General features: G+C 63.0%; 21 protein-coding genes. 15 read left to right on the forward strand and 6 right to left on the reverse strand.

What is annotated here, in order from left to right; all coding sequences use genetic code 11:
- Positions 1-113: 113 nt before the first annotated feature.
- Positions 114-887: an alpha/beta fold hydrolase gene (locus EV292_RS21315; protein ID WP_132911286.1), complete on the forward strand. Its 774-nt coding sequence runs from the start codon at positions 114-116 to the stop codon at positions 885-887.
- 466 nt (positions 888-1,353) lie between these two features.
- On the opposite strand, the gene EV292_RS21320 is transcribed toward EV292_RS21315, so the two are convergent.
- On the reverse strand, positions 1,354-1,542 hold the full coding sequence (locus EV292_RS21320; RefSeq protein WP_132911287.1) for a hypothetical protein: 189 nt from the start codon (positions 1,540-1,542) through the stop codon (positions 1,354-1,356).
- Positions 1,543-1,601: 59 nt separating this feature from the next.
- Between EV292_RS21320 and EV292_RS21325 the strand changes: the two genes are divergently transcribed.
- The 5 genes from EV292_RS21325 (at position 1,602) to EV292_RS21345 (ending at position 8,095) form a co-directional block, all read left to right on the forward strand.
- Positions 1,602-1,853 carry a hypothetical protein gene (locus tag EV292_RS21325; RefSeq protein ID WP_132911288.1) on the forward strand — a complete coding sequence of 84 codons (252 nt, stop codon included), beginning with the start codon at positions 1,602-1,604 and terminating at the stop codon, positions 1,851-1,853.
- Positions 1,854-2,346: 493 nt separating this feature from the next.
- A complete protein-coding gene (locus EV292_RS21330) occupies positions 2,347-3,264 on the forward strand; it encodes a trypsin-like serine protease (protein WP_165927226.1) in 918 nt (305 codons plus the stop codon).
- On the forward strand, positions 3,255-5,267 hold the full coding sequence (locus tag EV292_RS21335; protein WP_132911290.1) for a S8 family serine peptidase: 2,013 nt from the start codon (positions 3,255-3,257) through the stop codon (positions 5,265-5,267). Before EV292_RS21330 ends, EV292_RS21335 begins: the two co-directional genes overlap by 10 nt.
- Before the next feature lie 2 nt (positions 5,268-5,269).
- The gene (locus tag EV292_RS21340) at positions 5,270-6,976 is read left to right on the forward strand and encodes an amidohydrolase family protein (RefSeq protein ID WP_165927227.1); all 1,707 of its coding nucleotides are present in this window, start codon (positions 5,270-5,272) and stop codon (positions 6,974-6,976) included.
- Positions 6,977-7,012: 36 nt separating this feature from the next.
- Complete coding sequence (locus EV292_RS21345; RefSeq protein ID WP_132911292.1) at positions 7,013-8,095, forward strand: hypothetical protein; 1,083 nt, start codon at positions 7,013-7,015, stop codon at positions 8,093-8,095.
- Between the two features lie 223 nt (positions 8,096-8,318).
- Here the strand turns inward: EV292_RS21345 and EV292_RS21350 are convergent, their stop codons facing one another.
- The 3 genes from EV292_RS21350 to EV292_RS21355 all read right to left on the reverse strand — a co-directional run bounded on the left by EV292_RS21350 (position 8,319) and on the right by EV292_RS21355 (position 10,300).
- Entirely contained in the window at positions 8,319-8,852 is a 534-nt protein-coding gene (locus EV292_RS21350) for a DUF2867 domain-containing protein (protein WP_207913510.1), read from the reverse strand.
- A 1-nt stretch (position 8,853) separates the two neighbouring features.
- Positions 8,854-9,153, reverse strand: a complete 300-nt coding sequence (locus tag EV292_RS22960; RefSeq protein WP_207913513.1) for a hypothetical protein — start codon at positions 9,151-9,153, stop codon at positions 8,854-8,856.
- A gap of 184 nt (positions 9,154-9,337) precedes the next feature.
- Complete coding sequence (locus tag EV292_RS21355; protein ID WP_132911294.1) at positions 9,338-10,300, reverse strand: aldo/keto reductase; 963 nt, start codon at positions 10,298-10,300, stop codon at positions 9,338-9,340.
- 135 nt (positions 10,301-10,435) lie between these two features.
- Between EV292_RS21355 and EV292_RS21360 the strand changes: the two genes are divergently transcribed.
- Positions 10,436-11,314, forward strand: coding sequence for an AraC family transcriptional regulator (locus EV292_RS21360; RefSeq protein ID WP_132911295.1), 879 nt, complete (start codon positions 10,436-10,438; stop codon positions 11,312-11,314).
- 228 nt (positions 11,315-11,542) lie between these two features.
- On the opposite strand, the gene EV292_RS21365 is transcribed toward EV292_RS21360, so the two are convergent.
- The gene (locus EV292_RS21365) at positions 11,543-12,085 is read right to left on the reverse strand and encodes a TetR/AcrR family transcriptional regulator (RefSeq protein ID WP_207913516.1); all 543 of its coding nucleotides are present in this window, start codon (positions 12,083-12,085) and stop codon (positions 11,543-11,545) included.
- Positions 12,086-12,332: 247 nt separating this feature from the next.
- On the opposite strand from EV292_RS21365, the gene EV292_RS21370 reads away from it, so the two are divergent.
- The 4 genes from EV292_RS21370 to EV292_RS21385 all read left to right on the forward strand — a co-directional run bounded on the left by EV292_RS21370 (position 12,333) and on the right by EV292_RS21385 (position 15,256).
- Positions 12,333-13,094, forward strand: a complete 762-nt coding sequence (locus EV292_RS21370) for an alpha/beta hydrolase (RefSeq protein ID WP_132911297.1) — start codon at positions 12,333-12,335, stop codon at positions 13,092-13,094.
- A complete protein-coding gene (locus EV292_RS21375) occupies positions 13,091-13,687 on the forward strand; it encodes a nuclear transport factor 2 family protein (RefSeq protein WP_165927228.1) in 597 nt (198 codons plus the stop codon). The genes EV292_RS21370 and EV292_RS21375 overlap by 4 nt, the downstream gene beginning before the upstream one ends.
- A gap of 51 nt (positions 13,688-13,738) precedes the next feature.
- Positions 13,739-14,158, forward strand: a complete 420-nt coding sequence (locus tag EV292_RS21380) for a DUF4345 domain-containing protein (RefSeq protein WP_132911299.1) — start codon at positions 13,739-13,741, stop codon at positions 14,156-14,158.
- A gap of 276 nt (positions 14,159-14,434) precedes the next feature.
- Positions 14,435-15,256, forward strand: coding sequence for an alpha/beta hydrolase (locus EV292_RS21385; protein WP_207913518.1), 822 nt, complete (start codon positions 14,435-14,437; stop codon positions 15,254-15,256).
- 279 nt (positions 15,257-15,535) lie between these two features.
- Here the strand turns inward: EV292_RS21385 and EV292_RS21390 are convergent, their stop codons facing one another.
- A complete protein-coding gene (locus EV292_RS21390; RefSeq protein ID WP_132911300.1) occupies positions 15,536-16,381 on the reverse strand; it encodes an SDR family oxidoreductase in 846 nt (281 codons plus the stop codon).
- Positions 16,382-16,488: 107 nt separating this feature from the next.
- On the opposite strand from EV292_RS21390, the gene EV292_RS21395 reads away from it, so the two are divergent.
- From EV292_RS21395 to EV292_RS21410, 4 genes are all read left to right on the forward strand, one after another.
- Positions 16,489-17,502 carry a LysR family transcriptional regulator gene (locus EV292_RS21395; protein WP_243693906.1) on the forward strand — a complete coding sequence of 338 codons (1,014 nt, stop codon included), beginning with the start codon at positions 16,489-16,491 and terminating at the stop codon, positions 17,500-17,502.
- Between the two features lie 1,926 nt (positions 17,503-19,428).
- On the forward strand, positions 19,429-20,397 hold the full coding sequence (locus tag EV292_RS21400; RefSeq protein ID WP_132911302.1) for an AraC family transcriptional regulator: 969 nt from the start codon (positions 19,429-19,431) through the stop codon (positions 20,395-20,397).
- A 91-nt stretch (positions 20,398-20,488) separates the two neighbouring features.
- The gene (locus tag EV292_RS21405; protein ID WP_132911303.1) at positions 20,489-21,613 is read left to right on the forward strand and encodes a catalase family protein; all 1,125 of its coding nucleotides are present in this window, start codon (positions 20,489-20,491) and stop codon (positions 21,611-21,613) included.
- Positions 21,614-21,769: 156 nt separating this feature from the next.
- Positions 21,770-22,543: an alpha/beta fold hydrolase gene (locus tag EV292_RS21410; RefSeq protein ID WP_132911304.1), complete on the forward strand. Its 774-nt coding sequence runs from the start codon at positions 21,770-21,772 to the stop codon at positions 22,541-22,543.
- Positions 22,544-22,781: the final 238 nt, after the last annotated feature.

Here is a 22,781-nt window from a genome sequence, read left to right on the forward strand (position 1 = left end):
CCTTTTTAGGGATCGAGCGCCGCGATGACCGGCGCACGGCAGCTCGCAGATCAACTGGTGCCAGGCACGGACGGTGCTCGTTGAGCCGTCTCAGATAACTGAAATGGAACGAGATGCACGAGATCAACCGCGGCTCCGGCCGCAAGCTGCTGCTTGTCCACGGTCTGGGCGGAACCTCACGATCATGGAGCCCCATTCTGGACTCGCTCGGCGCCAGTCGAGCGGTGATCGCGATCGACCTGCCCGGACATGGCGCCACCCCTGCGGAGCCCGATAGTGGGACGTTCGACGGTCTGGTCGGGAGCGTCCAGCGCTATATCGTGAAACACGAGCTGACCGGGATCGACGTCGTCGGCAGCTCGATGGGTGCCCGGCTAGCGCTCGAACTTGCCAGGCGCGGCGTCGTCGGCAACGTCATCGCCCTTGACCCGGGTGGGTTCTGGCGTGGTTGGGAGCGCACCTTCTTCAAGACCACGATCGGCGTCTCGGGCCGCTTGTTGCGGGCGATCCGGCCCGCCTTGCCGACGCTGGGCCGTAACGCGGCCTCGCGCACTGCCCTGCTCGCCCAATTGTCCGCGCATCCCTGGGCGCTTGACCCGCAGATGGTGGCGACCGAGCTGACAAGTTTCAGTACGACACCGACGTTCGATGCGCTGGTTCATGACCTTGCGACCGGACCCGAGCAAACCGGTCCTGCTGCCGACAGCACTGGCCGGATCGTGATCGGATGGGGCAGGCACGACAGGCTTTGCCTGCCGAGTCAGGCGGCGCGCGCAAATGCTGCGTTCCCGTCCGCAGAGCTGCACTGGTTCGAGTCCAGCGGTCATTTTCCGATGTGGGACATGCCGGAGGAGACGGTCCAGGTCATCCTCAAAACTACACAGTAATAGTAGCGAGAAGTAACGCGACCCACAAATGGACATTGAACGGTGGTTTCGCGCTCCCCAACTTCGGACGTCCATTCATGTTAGCCCGGTACCTCGGTCAGCGATGGCGGAAATGGCGAGAGGTGGGACATTGCGGTCATTCCACGGCGATCGTTGAAACGGCGGCTTTCGCCAACACCGGACGTTCCGAAGACGGCATACGGCAAGGAACGGCCGAGACAGGCCGGTAAAGGTCTGGCGGGTTGAAGACGAGACGAGATTCGCGGCCTCAACGATCGTCCCGCAAACGATCGTATCATGGGACTGCCGCGTCAGTGACAGCCCGTAGAGCCGAGGTCACCACGCCAAGGCTACCTCGCAGCGGCTGCATGGTGGCGCACCACAACCACGGCAGAAAGCCCGACAATCACGAGCCAGAACAGCGGCCAGCCGGCGAAGTGCAAGAGTGCCGCACACAGCACGGTGCCTAGGCCGGTGAGACCCGGCGGACGCCGCGTAGCAGCGAGAACCCGGCCGGCATGCCGATCACATAGGTTGCGATGCCGAGCACGTTGGGGATGGCAAGCTGCCGCTGAATGTCGATATCCGCTGTGAAGCTGACGCCAACACCCACGATCGCGAACCCTCCGACGAGCAAGGCCGCCGCCTGCGGCACGCCGCCCGGGCTGAGCTTCCAGAACGCGGAGGGGAAGGCATTGTCGCGGGAAAGCGCATATGCAAGTCGCGAAACATGCCATGAGTCATGGATCCGCCGCATTTCTTGCCATTGTCGTCGAGATAGCACTACTGGCGGGCTTCATATTCGGCGACAGCCTGAAATTCAAGAATATCGGAGTTCGCAAGACGTTCCGCGATACTCCTATCGCGCTGTGGGTCGCCCTCGTGCCCGCATGGCTTACGGCAGAATCAACGCTCTATGCGCCGGTCAAGGCAGTGGCGGCGGAGGAGGCTGATGCGGCGGCCTAGGCACGCTATCGAGCCTCGCTGAAACAATATGCCGGAATCGATGAGCCCGATTCCTGATCGGCATTGTCATATCGTCGTCTTCGGAGCGGACGGGGGAGGCGGCGTCGGGCGGAAGGAAGAGCCGGTAGAGGATGCACAGAATCCGAACGCCCGATCATCTTGCCGCGCCTTCCGGATTCGGAAGTCCGCGCATGATGACACACCGCAGACACTGCACATCATTCAATAATAACCGGCACTGCAGGTGCAATTATTTCGCTTGATAGCCTATTGCCATGGATTTCTCCTTGCATTAAACATGTATCTGACCTGTGATTGCGATGGGGGCATCGTGTTACACTGGACTTTTTTTACAGCGCCTGTAGCAATGCTGTCTATCGCCGTCAGCATCGCTGCGACAGGTAGGCGCGACCATCCCGAACCGGTTGCGTCGAACACCCTTCCGGACGCCGTTTTTGCAGCAGAACCGCCGTGCCGTGACAAGGCGGACTGCGTGACCTTCGAACTGGTCGCCGACGTCGTGCCGTCGGGCGGCGTAAGGCTGGCAAATGGCTTCACCGCTCGGATGGAAGACTGGCAGGCAGTCGCCGTCACGGCCTTTGCCGCTGGCAAGGATGCGCTCGGTCGCCCCGCCTATGCGACATGCACCGCGGCACTTGTGGGCGAGAAAGTGCTGCTGACTGCGGCGCACTGCCTCGATACCGGCAAGGATAAAGAATTCCGCAAGGCCTTTCTGCAAGTCGACGGACGGTCGCTTGACGTGACCTGCGATCCCGATCCCCGTTACTTCGCGGCGAAGTACAAGGGCCGCTCGCCGCGATCGAGCTTTGATTTCGCACTTTGCGAACTGAGCTGGACGGGACTGAAGCCCGCCACCCTGGACAGCATGACGTTCGAGACGGTCGATACCGAGACGTCCCTCCGGCCAATCTCCGGCGGAGGGAAGCCCGTCGTTCTGACCGGCTACGGATGCTCGGGCCTCCAGGTCGAAAATCATCGCCTGACCTTTACGGCCGACACCGGCATTTTCCGGATCGGCCAGGAGGCGATCGAGACCGGCGTGAGCGCAAGCGGCACCGAACCGGGCTACGTCATCCTACGATCCGGCAAGGGCGTGGAGCCGGCACTGTGCCCCGGCGATTCGGGCGGCCCCCTTATGAGCGGCCTGAAGGTGGTGCCACCCCTTAAGCCGGATGGAGTGGCGACGCTGATCAGCGACGGTGATCGCCGGGTTCGCGGCGTCAACTCGTCGATCGACTTCGAGGATCGCGCACAGGGCCCCTACGACTATATCTCCCGCGTCTCCGCGCTGGCCGGTACGGGCTTCGATTCCTACGCACGCGGTTGGCTCAAGCGGCATGCCAACGCTTCGATCTGTGGCCTGTCGACCGGAGCGGCACGATGCATCTGAGGCGGATCCTGGGCCTGGCGATGGGGCCGCTCGCCCTGGCAGCGGCGGCACCTGGCCTGTCCCAGGATGTGCTCATGGTGCGTGCGATTACTCCCCTGAGCGAGCCGTTCGTTCGCGCAGTTGCCCGCTACGCCGAACCGCAGGCACTTCCCGCGGCGGCCTCCGAGATCGTCAAGAACCAAACCGCTGCCCAGGTCATCACGAGCAAATGCGGGAGCCTTCAGCCCGGATATTATGACGAATTCCTCAAACTGAATGCAGAAACGCTCGGCAGAAACAACGCCGCCGCATTCCCGCACGATCGCCCGCTCGGCGACCTAGCCGGACAGCTGAAGCTTCCGGAGTGCCTGCTCGTCCGCCCCGGTGCCGGCGTACCCGCATCGACGTCGCACGGTCAGGCCGCTCCCCTTTCGCTCCAGCAGGCCCCGGTCAGCCAGCTCACTCCAAGGAGCGGAGAGAGCGCGGAGGACCTCAGCCGACATCTCTCCGAGAGCATCGCGCAGCCACAGGGTATCGATGAAGCGTCATGGGGACCGCCGCGACCTCCGGCAGAAGGACGGATCATCGCGCCGCTGGAGGTGCCTGCTGGCGAGGGCGTCGCCGCCACGGCGGCCACGACTTGCCCGGCGTCGCATCCGCCCTTCGATGCGCAGCAGGTCGCCGCCTACTACAGTTTTGTCCGGGTCGAAGCGAAGAACCGGCACCTCGTGAATCCCGTCGTCCCGGTCTGGGTGTTCGACAATGGCTTCTACGGCGTCGATCCCGCGGCGGCTGCCCCGTTCCCGGTCGCCTTTCCAGCGGCGTTGTTTGCTGACTGGAGCACGGCGCCGGGTGTGGTCGGGCCCATCTTTCCATCGGGTACAGGCAAGATGACCCCCTGGCTTGACCGCAATGTGATCAAGCCGACCTTGTTGTCGTCCCACGGGACCCATGTGACCGGCCTAGTGCTCGGCGGCTCGGGCTTCATCACGTATCGGAGCATCTTTGCCCAGGACGACAAGCCTTCCGAGAGCTGGCTGCGCCTGAGCCTCATCAACCTGGCGAACGGCGACCGAAAGCTGCGGCCCGATTCCATCGGTTCGCTCAGAATGCTCCTCACGCTCAACAGCGAGCGCCCCTCCGGGCGGATCGTCAACCTGAGCATCGCCTATCTAGAGGGCACCGATTCCCCCGACAACGCGACGAAATCCGCTTTCTCAGACATCCTGCGCACCTATTCGAACGACCTCTTCGTCGCCGCGGCCGGGAACGATTCCGACGATGCCGGCGACCTCGGCGTCTTTCCGGCCGCACTCGGCGGCCTCCGGGCCGACAACCTGATCACCGTTGGCGCCCATGACGACCAGACACCGACACGCCTGACGGGCTTCAGCAATCGCGGTCAATCTGTAGATATCGCGGCACCAGGCTGCAGCGTGAAATCCTGGACCGACATGAACACCGAGGACACGATGAGCGGCACCTCCCAGGCCGCCCCACTCGTCGCCTTCACCGCGACCTTGATGAAATCGCTCAATTCCAGCCTGATGCCGCGGGATCTCAAATACAGGATCTTGGCCAGCGCGGACCTATTCGACTCGGATCCATCGCCGAATGTCAATCCTCGGCTCAAGCTCAACATCGCCAAGGCGCTGCTGTTCTTCTTCGATTATGTCGAGACGAGCACCGGGGAGGTGTTCATCGGCAAGATCGAGGATATCAAGGGACTGCGCTGCCAAGGGGATTCTGGATACTCCCGCTGGGGCCGCGATCCCCGCAAGATCGTGAGCTACAAGACCCTTGGCCCGGTCGCCAAGCTGGTCGCCTCAAACTATGCCGCGCCGTCGTGCGATGCCGCGATCGACCCCCCTGCGCCCGGTAAGAACACGTATTTGAAGCTGCGCCCCATCTACCATTTGAACGGCGCGTCGATCGTGCAGCTTCCGCCTTCGGCACCGAAGGACATTCCGCTCTCGGAGATCAGGGAGATCGTACGGATGATACCGATGCCCGGGCAGTCGTGACGATGTCGGACAACGAAGACGCGGGGATGTGCGCGTCGCGCCGGGAACTGCTCGCCTGGCTGATCGCGGGTCCCCTGGCCACGCTGATGCCGGGAAGCGCGATGGCAGCAGCAACTGCCTGCCGGAAGGTCCCGGAGTCGGCGCAACTCGTCGATGCGCATTGCCACATCTTCAACGCCAGCGACCTGCCTGCAGAACGCTTCCTCAGGTACGTCCTGCTGGACATGCATCCGCGTCAGGCCGAGAGCGCGCTCGACATCCACGATCCTGACGTCGTCGACGGGATCATCGCCCTGATGACCTGGGTGCTCGGGCGGAACCGCGCTCCCACCGCGCGTGTCGAGATCGCCATGCTCGAACGGGATAGGCGGCGCGGAATTATGGCAGGCGCCATTCGGACGAGCGTCCGCAACATCGAGAAAGCAGTCGGGGACTTTCTCGTCCAGCATTCCGGAGCGCTCGGGGTTGGCGGTGGAAGCCGCGGCGAGGGCAAGGTCGCCGACGCCATCTTCGCCGCGGGAAGCGGTCGCGGCCCGGTCGGCGCGGCGGGCGCTCCCTTCGGCGAGGGAGCAGCACGCCAGACGGCGCGGAAGGCCTATGCCTCGAAGACCGACATCGGAACTTACCTGCGCTGGTTCGAACTCATCACCCGCTACCGTCACGACCTCGCCGACCAGCTGCAGCAGGACTATGCGTGCCAGGGCATCTCGGTGAAGATGTTGTCGCCGGCCTTGATCGATTACGACAAGTGGCTGGGCCAGGACGTCCGGACATCCCCCATGCCGGACCAGGTCGAGGTCATGGATTGCATCTCGCAGCGCGACAAAGGGCCTGTCGTGCACGGCTACGTCGCATTCGATCCCCTGCGGCAGGCGTATCACGACGCGGACCTCGACGCCGGTTTCGATCCGATCGACCTGGTGAAGCTTGCAATCCGGGACAAGGGCTTTGTGGGCGTGAAACTGTATCCGCCGATGGGATTCAAGCCCATCGGCAATGGGGATGGCGAGCAGAAGTATCCGGCAGATGTCGTCCGCGACCTGAAGGGCGGTGTCGGAATCGCCCTGGATCGCTCGCTTGCCAAGCTCTATGATACCTGCACCAAACTCGACGCCCCCATCATCGCCCACGCAGCACGAAGCAACGGGGCGGGTCCCAATTATGCCGATCGCGCGGATCCGGCCTTCTGGATCCCGGTATTCGACCGCTGGCCTCGCCTGCGCGTCTGCCTCGCCCATTTCGGTCGCTTCGATGCACCGTCCGCCGCCGGCGGGGCCGGCTCGCTACCGGATACGAGCTGGGAGTGGACCTTTGGCCGCTACATCGCCGCGCATCCGGACCGGCCGGTGTTCGCCGACATAAGCTACCTTGCCAATGTCCTCGCGAGTCCCGACGTCGTCTCACACACTGCCGCCCGGTTCCGCGATTTCGTCGCCCGATTCGACCCCGAGGTCAGGCACCTCGTGTTCGGGTCCGACTGGATCATGCTCGGCCTCGAGAACCGATATCCGGATTATGCCGGCCGCGTGATCGAGTTCCTCAGGCAATCGTGCGGGTTCGACCAACCGAGGATCGACCGGATCCTGCACCAGAATGCCGGGCGCTTCCTCGGGCTCGGGCGAGGGAATGCCGCCTGGAGCCGCCTGTCGTTCTATTATTCCCGCAACCAGCTTTCGCTTTCACGGCTCAAGCAAATCCAGGCGACCTGACGCAATCCTAGTTTCATTCTTGAGGGGGAAAGTTCGATGATCTCGCGCGCCTTGCATGTATTCGGCCTCGGCTGCTCGATATGCGCCATCCTGTCTGCCGACATCGCCGTCGCAGCCGCTCCCGCCGCTCCTGCCTCCCTCCCCGTCGGCCAAGTCCTGCTGATGGACCGATGTCCGTCCGACATGAAGGGAGGCCCGACGGCGTCTGCCGGGATCCTCGCAGTCCTCGGCCTGGCGGTGGTCAAGAACCTCGCAGTGGCGGCGGCGGACTGGTTTGCGAGCCTCGCCGAGAAGCGCAATGCCGCGCTTTCCGCTGTGAGCGCCTACGAAGGCTATGGCTGGTTCTACGGTCCCGGTCGCCTGACTGCCGACGGCACGTACACGGCGAACGCACCGGTGGCCTCGAAGGCGGCAGGCTGCGTCGTCGTCGTCCGATATGGCGCGCTCGCGCTGGACAGCGCCTTCGAGGAACAGGTGGATCGGGCGGGAGCGGCAGCTCTCAAGGCTGCCGGTATCGGAGCTGCCGTCACCGGGGATAACAAGACGGCGACGCCTGATTTCTATGCCGAATTGCGGCTTCAACCCGCTCGTGGGCCTCTCGCAGGTCCGGCGGGGACACCGACGGCCTACGCATTTCGCCTTCAGCCGAACCTCATCTACTTCGGCAAAAGCATGGCCAAGGCGGGTACCGATCATGCCAAGGTGCTGCGGCTTGAGGTCACCCTTACCCGGTACATGATCGACAAGGGCGCGCTTGCCGACAAGCCGTTCTACACGGGCGGGTATGATCTGGACAAACATGCCCCCGGGACGTTGCTCCGCTCCGATGGCGAGGGCGAGGCCATCAAGGCACCTGCCGGGCCGCTCGCAGCCTTTCCGGGGCCTGCGGATCTGAAGCCGGGCGCTGTCGCGCTGCTCGACCCGGCGTCCCTCGGTCTTGTCCAGGGCGCGGCCGTAGCTGATCCCGTGCCCGTGGCCCTCGTCGCCAAGCTGATCGAGACCGAGGATCCGTCCTTCATCATGAAGGCCATCGCCAAGGCGTCTGCCGACAACAAGACCAAGATCGAGGAAGCCGCGACCGCCGCAGCGCTCAAGGCGGTGCACGCGATCGTCGACTAGAGGGGGCGCCTCTTTCGCGCTCCGGCCGGGGTCACCGGGCGGACGGCAATGACCGCCGCGCCGGAACCAACGGCGGCTATTGTCTAATGTCTGCACCGCCCACCATGTTGGCCGCTTGCGGCGAGATCGGACCTATCTCAGATCAGATGCGAAAGACCTGGTCTGGTCGGCACCTGCCGAAGCCGTGGTGGCGGCTAGGACCCATAACCGGTCACTCAGGGCCTTATGCCGACTTCCTAGAAACGGACGTTCGTTCAGCATCAGTAGCCGCTCGGGCCAAGGCCGCTCGCACGACGAGGATGTGGAACGGGTGGATTGCGCGAATGTAAAGGCGACCAAACCCGTTGTGCGTGCGCACCGCGGTGGTGGCGATCAGCATCGCCCCATGGGGTCCGCCTTGGCGCAGAAGCGAGAGCCGGAAGTCGAGGTGTTGGTCGTCTTCGCCGAGCACGATTTCGTCGGCGGTCTCGCTCAGGACGGGGAAGAAGTCGACACGTGGACGATCCGGTCGCGCGCCGCGCAGCTCGCCGGACGTTCGCACGCCGAACGGTGCCACCGCGGCGTCGCGCACGGCCAACAGCGCCCTGAACCAGGGTGGCGGCGCCCCAAGTGCCCGGTCGGCGATCGCCCGCATCGTCATACCGTCGGTCGCTACGTCGACGCCGTAGCTGTCGAGCAGTTTCGCACCCGCATACCAACCGCTGATCGCACTGCCGGAAGGGGGCTCGACCCGACGAATTGATCGCCCGCCGAGCACGTCAGGCCCCCGGCTTGCCGAATAGAGCGGCAATTTGGTGGAACGGGCCGAGATGCACGACCTGGCGGTCGAGCAGCCCCGCTTCCACCATCGGCAATGCGTCGATGGCCCGGTGAACCGCTTCAATCGAGGGCAGTTCATAAATAAGGGTGACCACTTGCGGCTCCCTGGAGAAGTAGAATTCGCGCAACGCGTCGCTGAGATAGGATGCCCAGACCGCCTCAATCTCGGGCACCAGGTGCGGCTTAAAGTCGTCGAGGGTCTTGCCGGAATTCGGCGTGAGCAGGACGAGGAATTTCATCGGCGATCTCCAGTTGGGCGCTCGGCAGCGACGCTCAGTAAGCGCGAGCACTTAATCCGAACACGTTTGGATTATAAATACCGCAAGACAAAAGGCAGGGCATGTCAAGGCTACCTCAGGATTCACTTCGCAAACGCAAATCCCTGACTGCTGAGAATCGAACTCAGCTCCGCGCAGAACCGTGTCAAATCCATTGCGGAGCGCCGCCTTGGTAACGGCCTCCGAAGCTACCTTTCGGCAATACGGCCTTCACCCGCTCAAGATCGGCGTCGCTCAATGAGAGATCAGCAGCACGCACATTTTCCTCTACTCGCGCTGGATTACGTGTACCTGGTATCGGAACGATATCATCGCCTTGCGCGAGCAGCCAGGCAAGGGCTAGCTGAGCCGGAGTGGCTTCCTTCTCGGTCGCAAGCTGCCGAAGCTGCTCCACCGCCTCGGCGTTCTTCTCGTAATTTCCCGGCTGCCATCTTGGGTCCATTCCGTTGCGCATGTCGCCCTGCTCGTACTCAGAGGCAGGCTTGGCCAATCCGGTAAGGAAGCCCCGCCCAAGCGGTGAGTAGGGCACGAAGCCGATACCGAGCTCGCGAAGAAGGGGGAATAGCTGCTCGACGTCACGCTCGAAGACCGAGTATTCCGTCTGCAGGACAGAAACCGGCTGAACGGCGTGCGCCCGACGAATGGTCTCCGGCCCAGCCTCACTGAGGCCGAAATACCTCACCTTTCCCTCAGTAATCAGCTCTTTGACGGCGCCAGCAACATCCTCGATCGGCACGGCGGGATCCGGCCTATGCTGATAAAGCACGTCGATGCGATCGGTGCCGAGGAAGCGAAGGCTGTTCTCGGCGACCTCGCGGATGTGAGGGGGGCGGCTATCCGTGCCATAATCACGAGTGATGCCGAACTTGGTGGCGATAGCGATCTCGTTCCGAAACCCTCGAACTGCACGGCCGAGAAAACGTTCGTTCTCCCCCCAGCCGTACATTTCAGCAGTATCGAACAGCGTGACCCCAAGTTCGAAAGCACGAGCTATTGTCTTGAGGCCTTCATCCTGGTCGGCGGCACCATATCCGAGGTGAAATCCCATCGCCCCGTAGCCGATTGCTGAAGCCTGTAGGCCTTGACGTCCCAGTTTTCGCGTTTGCATGTTGAACTCCGCCGCTATGTTCGTGGCAGATATTTGGAGTCTCCACCCCTGCCCCGCGATATCGGATCCTGTCGTTTGATTGCCTATTCCTGCTACCCGGTTGCCTTTCCAGATGGATTGCTAGCAGATGCGTTGATGATCGATCTGGCCGACATGAAGGCGATAGCGCTCCGAACCGCCGGTTCTCCCCTCGATGCTATGCCGCGCCTACACTGCTACCTGCAGAGTGAGGCGACGCCCCCGGTGCCATTGATCTATGATCCCGTCGCCACCTTGGTTCTCCAAGGCACCAAGCGTACCATTATAGGCGACCGTGTGCTCGAGTATGGCGCAGGCGATTGCATGATCGTCGCCGTAGAAGCGGCTGCGGTAGCGCAGATCTGTCAAGCTTCGTCCGAAAGGCCATATCTTGCCTTCAACCTCTTTATAGAACCGAAGGTTCTCCTGCCGATCCTCGCCAAGATGCCGGTACGTGACACCTCGAGCGATGTTGCCTTCGGTTTTAGTGAGGCGACGCCGGCCTTGATCGAAGCGTGGAGCCGCTACATCGGATTGATCAATCGGCCGCATGAGATACCGGTACTTGCTCCGCTTTATGAGACCGAGCTGATGTATCGGCTCCTGTCGGGCCCTCAAGGAGACCTGCTTCGTCAGATTGCGAACACCGACACGCGCCTTTCCAGGTTGCGTGTTGCTATGGAGTGGATCCGCGATCATGTCGCTGAGCACCTGAGTGTTGAGGCGATGGCGGAGATCGCCGGGATGAGCGTCTCTGTCTTCCACCGGCGCTTCAAGGCTGCGACTGGACATAGTCCGCTACAATATCAAAAGTACATTCGGCTTCACGAGGCTAGGCAGTTGCTTATCAGCGGGCGCGTTGAGGCAGCAAAGGTAGCTTTCGCGGTCGGCTACGAAAGCGCGTCGCAGTTCAGCCGCGAATACAAGCGCTTATTCGGCGCGCCGCCGCGTAGAGACACACATGTCGAGCAGACCGCGGCACGGGGGAAGCGATAATGCCTACAGCAGGCGGCAATCTCGCGCGAGGGAGCATCGTAGCCCGTCCCTGCCGAGCCTGTTCAGCTGTGCTTAAGCCTCCGCCGTGCGGTCAAGCTAGGCTGACTAATCAGCACTAATAAAGCTGGGCGCAAGGCATCTATTAGCATGGTGATCGTTTTGCATTAGGATAAGTCGAGCGTTCACAGGCACTGATGAACTTTGCGATGCACTTCTCAGACCGTGGGATTAGGCGCGAAGCGCGAGTCTGACCGCCCGCTCGGCCTCGTCGCCGATCGCGTCCATCCGCTGCGGCGGCGGTGTCGCGATCAGCTGCAGAGCGATGCCGCGTAGAAGACCCACGACAAATACTCCCATTGCGTCCGGGTCGGCGTCCGCCCGGATTGATCCGTCCTGGATGCCTTCGGTGATCTTCTGCGCGATAAGGCGCCGAAATCCGGCATCCTGTTCGGCGTAGAGCGGCATCAGGACGGGATCGGCACCGATCGCCTCTCCCCACATCTGCAGGAAGGCGCGCGCTGCCGGACGCTGCTCGGTGATCTTCTCCAAGTACGCCCTAACCATATCGCCCAGCCATGACATGGCGTTTTCTCGGCGACCGGGGATGTCGAACGTTCGGGTATGCTCCATGATCGCGCGAAGCAGCTTGTCGCGGCTGCCGAAGTGATGTGTCACGATCCCCCGACTATAACCCGCGGCGGTGCCCACTGCTGCGAGGGTGATCGCGCGCGATCCTCTTTCAGCGATCAGCTCGACGGCCGCTGCGATCAATCGGCGTTCGGTGTCCTCACGGCGCTCTCGCTGCGAGCGGCGGACCCGGCGTGATTCGGACTTCGTGGCCGGTCGGTCTTCAGGAGGCAACATCGGCTAGAGGGCAATCAGCTCGCTTTCATCAGCGGTATCATGCCTGAGCAACGGCGCACAAGGCCGCGGTCTTCGCTTGAGCGGTTCGCGCTTGCAAGACATCGAGAACGAGGATACTTGCTTGCTGACCGGCAAGTAACTGGAAGGCGCCAACGTGGCTCGCACTCCCCTCGTCCTTGTTCACGGCAATCCCTCGACGGCCATCATCTGGGGTCCCCTGCTTCACGCGCTCGATCGAACGGACGCCATCGCGCTTTCGCCTCCAGGCTTCGGTGTTCCCACCGCGGCGGGCTTCGCGCCATCGATACCCGCTTATCGCGAGTGGTTGACGGCGCAGCTTGAGCTGTTCCGCGAACCGGTTGATCTGGTTGGCCACGACTGGGGCGGCATTCACGTCGCCATCCTCGCGATGAACCGCCCGGATCTCATCCGTAGTTGGGCCTCCGACGCGCTGGGGGTCTTCGCACCCGATTACGCCTGGCATGCACGGGCTCAGGTCTGGCAGCGCGAGGGGGATGGAGAGGAGTCCGCACGCAAGATTTTCGGTGGCGATTTCGCGGCACGGCTCGGTATCGCTACCGGCCTCGGAATGACCGGGCGCATGGCGGAGCGGGTCGCGGCCGGCCTCGATCCCGAGATGGGCAATGCCGTGCTGGCGCTGCTCCGCTCGGCGAAGCAGCCCGTCATGTCGGAAGCCGGAAAGCTGTTGTCGAGAGCGTCCCAGCGTCCCGGTCTCGCCCTCATCGCTGTTGAAGATGTCGATCGGGCGAGCGGCACCATCAAGCAGCACGAGTGGGCAGCACAGCAGGCCGGAGCGACGATAGCGCGCCTCGAGGGGGTCGGCCATTGGTGGCCAGAGGAGTCGCCCGCGCCGATCGCCGATGCGTTGACGAGCTTCTGGGCTGGCCTGCCGTGACGAGAGACAGCTCGATTGCAAGCGGCCAATCGCCAATGATCGGCAGCGCTCCCAGCGCCCTGGCCAATCACGGCTCGCTATGCTCGCTCGCTCCAGATCGCGTGCGCAGACGTGCGCTGAGGATCGCCGCAGCAATGGCTCTGGCGTTGTGTGGCAGCCATGGGCCGGCGCTCCTCGCTCAATCGGCTATCGATCCCACTGCCGAGAGCAAGAGGGTGCTGAGCAAAAAGGAGGCCTGGAATGCGTACGCGAAGGTGCATTCCGCCTGGAACTCGAAGGATGTCGCTAAACGGCGGGAGATCGCGGCTCAGATCCTGGACGAGAACATCGAATACCAGACCGTCAGGCATGACACAGTGTTCGGCAGGCAGACCGTGATCAACGACATGGCAGTCTTCCACGACCGCTTTCCCGGCGGCCACTTTGAGATCGGTGACGTCTCGGTGCACCACAATGTAGCACTTCTGACCTGGGTTATCATCCAGGCCGACGGGACGGAGTTTGCCCGAGGTGGTGACATGATCACCGTCGGCGTGGACGGTAAGATCACGAAAATAACAACTTTCGGACCCGCATCGAAATCTCCGGATTAGCCGCAGAATAGTCGAGCCCATGTTGGTTGCTGGGGATGAACGGAGCTTCGGATGGTCGGTAAGCCACGAGATGGAACGCGCGTCTTCCGCATCATCCTGCGTGTGTTTGGCGCCTTCGCGGTCCTGACCGGGATCGGCGATGTCGCGACCGGGCCGGGTCTGCTGATCGCGTCGGGTGCGGTCATTCCGACGGACGTCGCGGCCGACCCGCTGCTGAACAGTCAGCTGCGGTTTTTCGGCGCGACATGGGCGGGGTGTGGTGCGATGATCTGGTGGATCGGCGGTGCGCCACTTGAACGGCGCGTACCCCTCCTCATCATGGCAGCTACCATCTTTATCGCGGGCATCGGGAGGCTGGCTGCCTGGATCGATACAGGCGGCGGCACAGCCCTGCTCGCGGCCTTCATCGGTATCGAGCTGATCGGAGCACCGGCCATAGCGCTATGGATTGAACGGTGCGCCCGCAGATAGCTAGCAGGTTATCATCCAATCACTGAGCCGGGAGCGGCGTACGACGAACAGTCAACTGCATCTCGCTGACTGGCGGCTCGACGTCAGCTTTCACAAAGTTGCGGCGGCAAAAGGCCGTGGCGCGGTTCTCAAGGCAGAGGCAAGAAAGGCGCGGTGATGGAACAGAGGCTCGTCAAGACGAACGGCCTCACCCTGAACGTGGTCGAGCAGGGCAGCGGTCCCGCCGTGCTCTTCGCCCATGGTTTTCCGGACGGATGGCGCGGATGGCGACGCTAGATGGAGGCGGTGGCCGCGGCGGGTTACCGCGCGATCGCGCTCGACATGCGCGGCTATGGCGGGAGTTCAAAGCCGGACGACGCTGAAGCGTACACCATCCTTCAGTGCGTCGGGGATCTCGTCGGCGTGTTGAAGGAGTTGAACGTCGAGCAGGCCGTGGTGGTTGGGCACGACTTTGGTGCTGCGATCAGCTGGCACGCTGCGATGATGCGATCGGACCTTTTCCGGGCGGTCTTCTGCCTCAGCGTTCCGCCGATGCTACCAAACGGCGGCCCCAGCTTCCTCGAACAGATCAAATCCGCCGGTCACGACGACTTCTACATGTTCCACCAGATGCGGCCGGAAGCCGACAAGCAGTGGGCTGACGCGGCGACGACGGTTCTAGGCATGCTCTACTGGACGTCGGGATTGCCTGCCAAGGGTGAAGGTTGGAACCCGCTAGATCCTGCGGAAGGGCTGAAGCGTCCCTCTCCGGTGGGCCTCCCGTCATTCGTAGAAAAGGCCGACTGGCAAGCCACTATAGCGGACCTCGGGCGGAACGGGTTCCATGGGCCGCTCAATTACTATCGCGCACTCCAGCCTTATTTCGACCAAGCCGGCGCGTTCGCGGGCGCGCGCGTCGTTCAACCGTCGTTCTTCGTGGTCGGCAGCGAGGATGGTGTCGCGAAGATGCGGGCGGTCACGCGTGACGAGGTCGCCGCCGACGCCCCCGATCTCCGCGGCTTCCTGACGCTCGACGGGATCGGTCACTGGCCTCAGCTGGAGGCGTCCGATCAGGTGAACCAGGCGCTGCTCGAGTTCTTGGCGGCAGTTGAAGGCTGATTGGAGGGCATCGACGTCGGCGGTAGACCCGTGGCGAGGGTCGGCGCCGCGATCGTTTACAGCGGTGAGGCTTCGCCCTTCCTGACCAACGGTGACGTCGTCGCTGCGATGCAGTTACCGTTGGTCGCAGATCTCTCAACTCTACCAGAAAGGAGACGGCAGGCTAGGGAGAGAGGGACGTGCCTGCGCCCGCCTCCTCTCTCCCTCCCCTGGATCGATCCTCGACGATGAGTTGCAGAAGCGGGTGAGCGGCCTGGCCCTGCTTCTCGCCCGGATCGCCTACGATTGAAGTTCCGGTTCGACATCCGTCGAAAGCGCGATCGCCTTTTGCGCATCCAGCGCGGAGAGGCGCCCGACCAGCGCTTCGCGAACCGCATGATAGGCGTCGCTCCCGAGGGTCAATCGACGCGGTGCCGGATTGGTGTAGACGGAATCGACCATGGCATTCGCCATCTTCACCGGATCGCCGTTGTTGGGGAACAAGCCTTCGGCGGCAGCGCGCCGGAACGCGCCGGCCGGCGTGTCTTCGTAGATCGCCATCGCCGCCCCCGACGCCATGCTGCCGGCATAGAAGTTCGTGCGCGCGACACCCGGTTCGACGATCGTGAACTCGATCCCGAACGGCGCCACCTCCTGCGCGACGGCTTCCACGAAGCCTTCGATCGCCCATTTGGTCGCGTGGTAGAGGCTTAGATTGGGGTACGCGGTCTGGCCGCCCATCGACGCAAGCTGGATAATGCGGCCACCGCCTTGCGCTCGCAGGAACGGGAGCGCCGCCCTGATGACCTGGATGGAACCGATCAGGTTTGTGTCGATCTGCTGGCGGATCTGCTTGTCAGTCACCTCCTCTGCCGCGCCGCTCAGGCCGTAGCCGGCGTTGTTTACCACCACATCGATGTGGTCGAACTGCTCAAAGGCCGCTCGTACCACCTCACGAACGCCGTCGGTGTCGGTAACGTCGAGCGTGTGCACCATTAGCTGATCGCCATACTTTGCCTTGAGATCATCCATCGACGCAGTCTTGCGCACCGTGCCAGCGACGCGATCGCCTCGAGCGAGCAGAAGCTCGGCAAGTGCGCGACCGAAGCCCGATGACGTTCCGGTAATGAACCATGTCTTTGCCATTGTACGTCCTTTTGGAATGTACCCGCCCCCGTTGGACCTGCAGCGGCGACGGGATCGAACGTCTCGCAGTCGGCTCTTCAGCGCCGATCGCGTTCGACAGGACGGAGATGGACCGCACGGTTCGAGGCTTGAAGCCTGGTCCGCGGAACGATAGTGTTGACCCAGTGTCCATACCGCCTTTGCCCTCTAGTCTGATCCAACTGCTCTGGTTCGTCAGGATCGTTGAGGCGGGCTCTTTCTCGGAGGCGGGAAGGCGATCGAATACCTCGACGTCAGCGATGTCGAAGGCGGTGAGCCGCTTAGAACAGGCCTACGGCGTGAGGCTTCTGAACCGCACCACCCACTCGCTGTCGACGACACCGGAAGGCGATCGCCTGTTGGCAGTCGGGCTGAAGCTGCTCACCGATCTTGAGGAAGCGCAGGAGGCGTTCACCGAGATCGGTAATCAGGGAGCGTTGGGCCGCGTGCGGGTCAGTGCACCGGCGTCCTTTGCCCGGCGATGCATCATGCCGAAGCTGCCTGACTTCATTGACGCCAATCCAGGCATCTCGATCGAGCTCGAGTTCGCTAATGATTTCCTGAACCTGGCAGAGCGCGGGATCGACATAGCGATCGGAGCGGGCGACGTGTCGGGATTGCCCGGCCATTTCGTCCGTCAGCTGTGCACCTTTCCCTGGATAGCCTGCGCCGCCCGAAGCTACGTCGAGACGCATGGTATGCCGTTGACCCCCGCGGAGCTCCGCTCCCACGATCTGGTCGGCTTGCGCCACCGTGACAGCGGACGAATTGATGGTTGGCGCTTTCGCAATCCTGATGACGGCACGGCCTCGATACACCAGCCTTATGCGCGACACGTGTTCGACGATCCGGAAGCGGCATGGGAGATGATTCGGGCCGGAGTTGGCGTGGGCTATGCTCCGGCATGGGTCGGCTTGGCTGATTGGAAAAACGGGTCTGTCGTTGAGATCCTGCCAGAATGGCGCAGCAGCGAAGTGCCGCTATACGCCATACGGCTGCAAAGACGGCTGACACCGGCCCGTGTCCTCGCAGTACAAGACTTCATCGTCGAGCTCACCCGAGAGGCGTACGACGGCTTTGCTGGGTTCAGCCGAAGGCATTGAGTCATAGGCAGCGCATTCGTGAAACGTACGGCTGCTTCCGGGAACTCAGGTCTCCGCTTGAGCGTCCGGGTCTTACTCGTTGCCTCTACCTTCCCTCTCGTGCTGGGGACTGGGAGTGTGGCGATCAGGCGGGCCGATCATAGTTTCAGAGTACTCGCGTACCCACGAGACCCAGAAGCGGCCGTTCTCGGCTCCCTGCCCGCTTCCCAACTCCGGTCACTCGTTCACGTCGGTGTTCCCGCCATTCGGCGCTCCCGCGTAGCTGTCTAACTGGCTTAGGCTGGCAGCTTAGCGGCTGCTCCTGCGGCCCTCGGCATATCCAGCGAGAGAGCTTCCTGCCCAGACAGCCGACCCCGGACTTAGCATCAGCATACCCGCGATCCACCATGCCAGAAAGCTCGGTGGCGCTGGTGGGAGAAGAGCCATCACGACGGTGAAACCGGCGACGGGGAGCACCGCCAGTGATCCAAGTAGCAGAAGTCGCGCTCTCGGCGACATGATCTTGGCAACCAGGTAGCCAAGGGCTGCAGGCACCACGAAGAAGGCTGCCCAAACCAGAGCCGTGCCGATGGAGTCGGGGTACATGGGCAGAGTATGCCAACCTAGTGCTCTGTGCGCTACGATACTGGTTCGGCTACTTGCTCGCGGGCGTGCAAACGTCTGGTTGTGGGCGCTTTCGGGCGCTCTGACGACCAGGGTAGGCCTGGGGCGCCAGCATGCCCGGAGCACGCCTACGGGCGTGCGGCGGGCGCCGCGGGAGTGCGGCCCTTATCGGGGCACTAGGCCAGAATAGGCCGTGTGTCCCACGGTGATCAAGTGTAGGCCTCAGCGATGGCGAGACCACGCATCATCGCCGGCAAGCACCCCGAGCCGCATAATGAGGAAGCCTGGGGGCTCTACCTGGTCGACGAGGCGCGCTGGCTATCGGTGACCTTCGTCACCGAGCGGGACGCCAAGCGCTTCTGTGAGGACTTGGAGGGCGCGAGAAGGCCATTTTGGCCTTAGCTATTAGCAGTACACCCGCCGGTCCTGACCAGAAGGGGTATGCGCCTCCCAACACGCCCCCAGGAGCCAAGTGCACCGCTTCGATACCTCTTGCAGCGGCCTTCGACATGACGAGGCCCTCCCGTGACCCGGCTGGCCCTCTAAGTTGGTCCGTCGTCGAGCCGGGAAGAGTTGCACACTGGTAGCTCCCCCATCAACGGTCGTCCAGTAGGGCTGCGCGTCGGGCGCTGCGGGCGGCACGGGATCGGAGAGCACCAACATACTCGCAGATGTCCGCTAGCGAGCGATGCGCGTTAGCGGATCTCTTCAGCCGGCAGTGACCACAGCCAAGATTACCTCCACCGTGGTCACTGCCGGCGATCCGATCCTGTCGAGATGGTGACGTCGAACGACCGCACCGAGCCCGTGCTCTCGGTGTGGATCTCGCAAGTAGCCGTCATCACGGACAGTCCAGCCCCAGCCTCCATAAGAATGTTGAGCGCTGATCGAATCGCCGACCTTCGAGCGCGGGCGTAGTTAGGGTGGCGCTCTACCCCTTCGCTGATCGACCCAGAGTCGGCAATAATAATGCGGTAGCCCGGCACGTTGCAGAATTAACACGATTGAACGCAAGCGACCTTTTATTTAAGCTGATTGAGGTTAAACGACCAAAATAATCCTCTGCGCGGGGCAGATCCGATTTTCGCCGCGATTTACCCTTCGAGCGGAACGGAGGCAGGTTATAGGTTTGCTACACCTTGAGACGACCACGGCTGAGCGGCCCCATAGCCGGACCTTTAAGCGTGCTCGCCCTCTTCTCGGAAGCGGTCGCCCGTTCAGCCAGGCAATAACACACCGGCGACATTGCCACGGTCTCCTGAGCGAGGCTGCATCAGGATGCACACAGTGTCCGCGGAGGTGCGTGTGCGGTAAGGCTATCCCGTGAAACGTTCGCTCGACCAGCTCCTGACCACCATCGACGTAGACCCGCACGCGTTCTCGGTATGTCGGATCCAGACAGGATGGCGAATGACCTTTCCCGCGTTCGATGCGGTGACCGTCCACTTCGTGCTACGTGGGTCCGGTCATCTGCAGGTCGGCGCGTCACCACCGATCCCGTTCTCGCAATCAAGCGTTTTGATCGTCCCTACCTCGGAGCAGCATTGGGTGGGCGAGGTCAGCGCATCCGCCGAGGTCTGTGAAGCCGCTGATCGTTGTGCGGTGCTCGGAGACGGCCTGGTCGAGTTCACCGCCGGGAGCGGCGCTCACGAGACATTGATGTTGTGCGGTGCCCTGTCGGCGCCTTACCAGGGCGGCCTGAGCTTCTTCAACCTTCTGCGAGCACCCGTCGCCGGTGACATCGCCACGGGGGTCATCCCTGCGAGCGTGTTCGACGCGATGACCAATGAGATCACCCACGCTGGGTTCGGCACTCAGGCGATGTGTCAGGCTTTAATGAAGCAAGGGCTCATTGCACTACTGCGCGATCGTCGGGAACGACAGACGGAGCTCTCCGGAGGAGCAACGTTCCACCCGCGCCTTTCCAAAGCGCTCGCCGCCATTATTGGCAACCCTGCGGCGCCTCACACGGTCGACAGCCTGGCCTCCCTCTCCGGCATGAGCCGTGCCTCGTTCTCAAATCACTTCTCCAAGACCTTCGGGCAGGGGCCGATCGATTTCGTGCAAAAGACCAGGCTCCGCATCGCAGCACGGCTACTGCGAACGACCGACCTGCCGATCAAGGTGATCGCGCAGGCTGCAGGGTATGCCGGTCCGAGGCCGTTTTCGCGGGCCTTCCGGGCTGCATATAGCTGCGGACCTGCAGACTACCGAGCACATCCGGACGGCTTAAACGTCAGAGCCCTATATCGATTCGTGTCGCCCTCGGTATCCGATCATCCAGATCGGTGACACTGATCGTCCAGATTAGCTGCTTGCGTGAGCCCGAAACGATCGAGGCATGGTTTCTCGTTGAACCCTACGTTCGCAGAAGGTCCAGTTCATGTCCGATGATCTCAACCGCTCGCCCGTTGCCTTCACGCCGAACGTTGAGGTGCGCGCCGACGGCGAGGCTGAGACCATCCAGGGGCTGAACGAGCAGCTCCGCCTCATTCAGGAAACGACCGCCAAGGATTATGGCACCGCCGTTCGCGGCGTCCATGCCAAGGGTCACGCGATCGTGAAAGGAAGGCTCGAGGTACTCTCCGGCATTGCGCCGGCTCTCGCCCAGGGCCTGTTCTCGGCACCCGGCAGTTATGATGCGCTGCTGCGTTTCTCGACGCTGCCCGGCGACATCCTCGACGACAGCGTCAGTGTGCCGCGCGGGCTCGCCGTCAAGCTGTTCGGCGTCCCCGGCGACCGCCTGCCGGGTTCAGAGGCCGACACGACGCAAGACTTCATCCTGGTCAACGGTCCGGCGTTCGCAGCCCCGACGCCCAAGGCCTTTCTCGCTAACCTCAAGATGCTCGCGAAAACTACCGATGCCGGCGAAGGGCTGAAGAAGGGTCTGTCCGCGGTTCTCCAGACGGTCGACGCGGCGCTTGAGACGGTCGGCATCCAGAGTCCGACCATCCAGACGCTGGGAGGCGCGCCCAACACCCACCCGCTTGGCGAGACATACTACACCCAGGTGCCGCTAAGGCACGGCGGCTACATCGCCAAAATCTCGATCGCGCCCGTGTCGCACAACCTGACTGAACTTACCGGCAGCAAGGTCGACGCGTCCGGCCGCCCAGACGCCCTTCGCGAGGACATGGGTCAGGTGCTGATCGAGCAGGACAGTGTCTGGGAACTGCGCGTGCAGCTCTGCACCGACCTCGAGAAGATGCCGGTTGAGGACAGCTCGGTGGTGTGGGACGAGAAGGAGAGCCCTTACGTGGCGGTCGCCCGGCTCACCGTGCCCGCGCAGCTCGGCTGGGAACGCGGGCTCAGCGAGCACCAGGAGCAGGCGGTGTCGTTCAGCCCATGGCACGGCCTTGTTGCCCATCAGCCGATTGGCGGCGTCAACCGTGCCCGCAAGCCGACCTACGAGATGTCGACTCAGTTCCGCAGTCAGCACAATGGCTGCCCCGTCCACGAGCTTCGCTCTCTTGCGGAACTTCCCACGCAAGGCATGACGATCAAATAGGTCTGGCGATCGTTGATCAGGCCGCGTGCTAATGAAATGATCTCGTTCGATGCCGCTTCGTCAGGAAAGTCGGCCGCCAACGCCCGTTGGAGACCGGCGAAGCCTGCGAAGTGGCCGTGCTCGTTTCGCTTCTCACAGCCATCATACGGAGACGGCATGAACACGATCGAGCACGGTACCGGACGCACGCTGCTCATGATTCATGGTCTTGGCGGCAGTTGGCGATCGTGGAGCACGGTCCTGGGGCCACTGAGCGCAGCGCGAAAGGTGATCGCGATCGATCTCCCAGGTCACGGCGCCACTCCCGCGGAGTCTGACAGCGGGACATTCGACGGTTTGGTCGGCAGCGTCGAGCGATACATCGCGAGCGCCGGCTTGTCTGGCGTCGATGTCGTTGGCAGCTCGATGGGTGCGCGGATCGTGCTCGAACTCGCGCGGCGCGGGCTTGTTGGCAACGTGGTCGCGCTTGATCCCGGCGGCTTCTGGCGAGGCTGGGAGCGGACCTTCTTCAAAACCACCATCGGCGCTTCCGGTCGCTTGCTGCGAGCCATCCGGCCAAAGCTGCCGGCGTTGAGCCGGAACGCTGCGTCGCGCACGGCGCTGCTCGCTCAGCTCTCCGCGCGGCCCTGGGCGCTTGACGGCGAGCTCGTCGCAACCGAGCTGGACGGTCTGACCAGAACGCCGACGTTCGACGCGCTGGTTCAGAGCCTTGCAACAGGACCTGAGCAGACCGGCCCCGGCGCCCCGGGCACCGGCCGCATGGTCATCGGGTGGGGCAGACACGACCGGCTTTGCCTGTCCAGACAGGCGGTGCGAGCACAGGCAGCCTTCCCCGGCGCAGAACTTCATTGGTTCGAGGGCAGCGGCCACTTTCCGATGTGGGACATGCCGGAAGAGACAGTCGCCGTGATCCTCAACGCGACCGGGTGAGACTCAGATTGTCATCCGCCACGAGTTGCGCGCCGGCAGCAGCTTCGACCGAGAAGCGGTCCCTCCCGGCGCCCTGCTCAGCTGCCAAATTCGGACGCCCATGCATCTCCGCGGCCGATAAGCGTGACGCGCCGCGAAGCCGTTGGCCTGGTCGGGTCTGGCAAGATTTCGCTCCGACCGCTTGGGACCTCGCTGTGAGCGATAGCGGACGCGCTATCGCTCGTTCACTGCGATATTG

Source organism: Sphingomonas sp. BK235, assembly GCF_004345855.1.
GTDB lineage: Bacteria > Pseudomonadota > Alphaproteobacteria > Sphingomonadales > Sphingomonadaceae > Sphingomonas.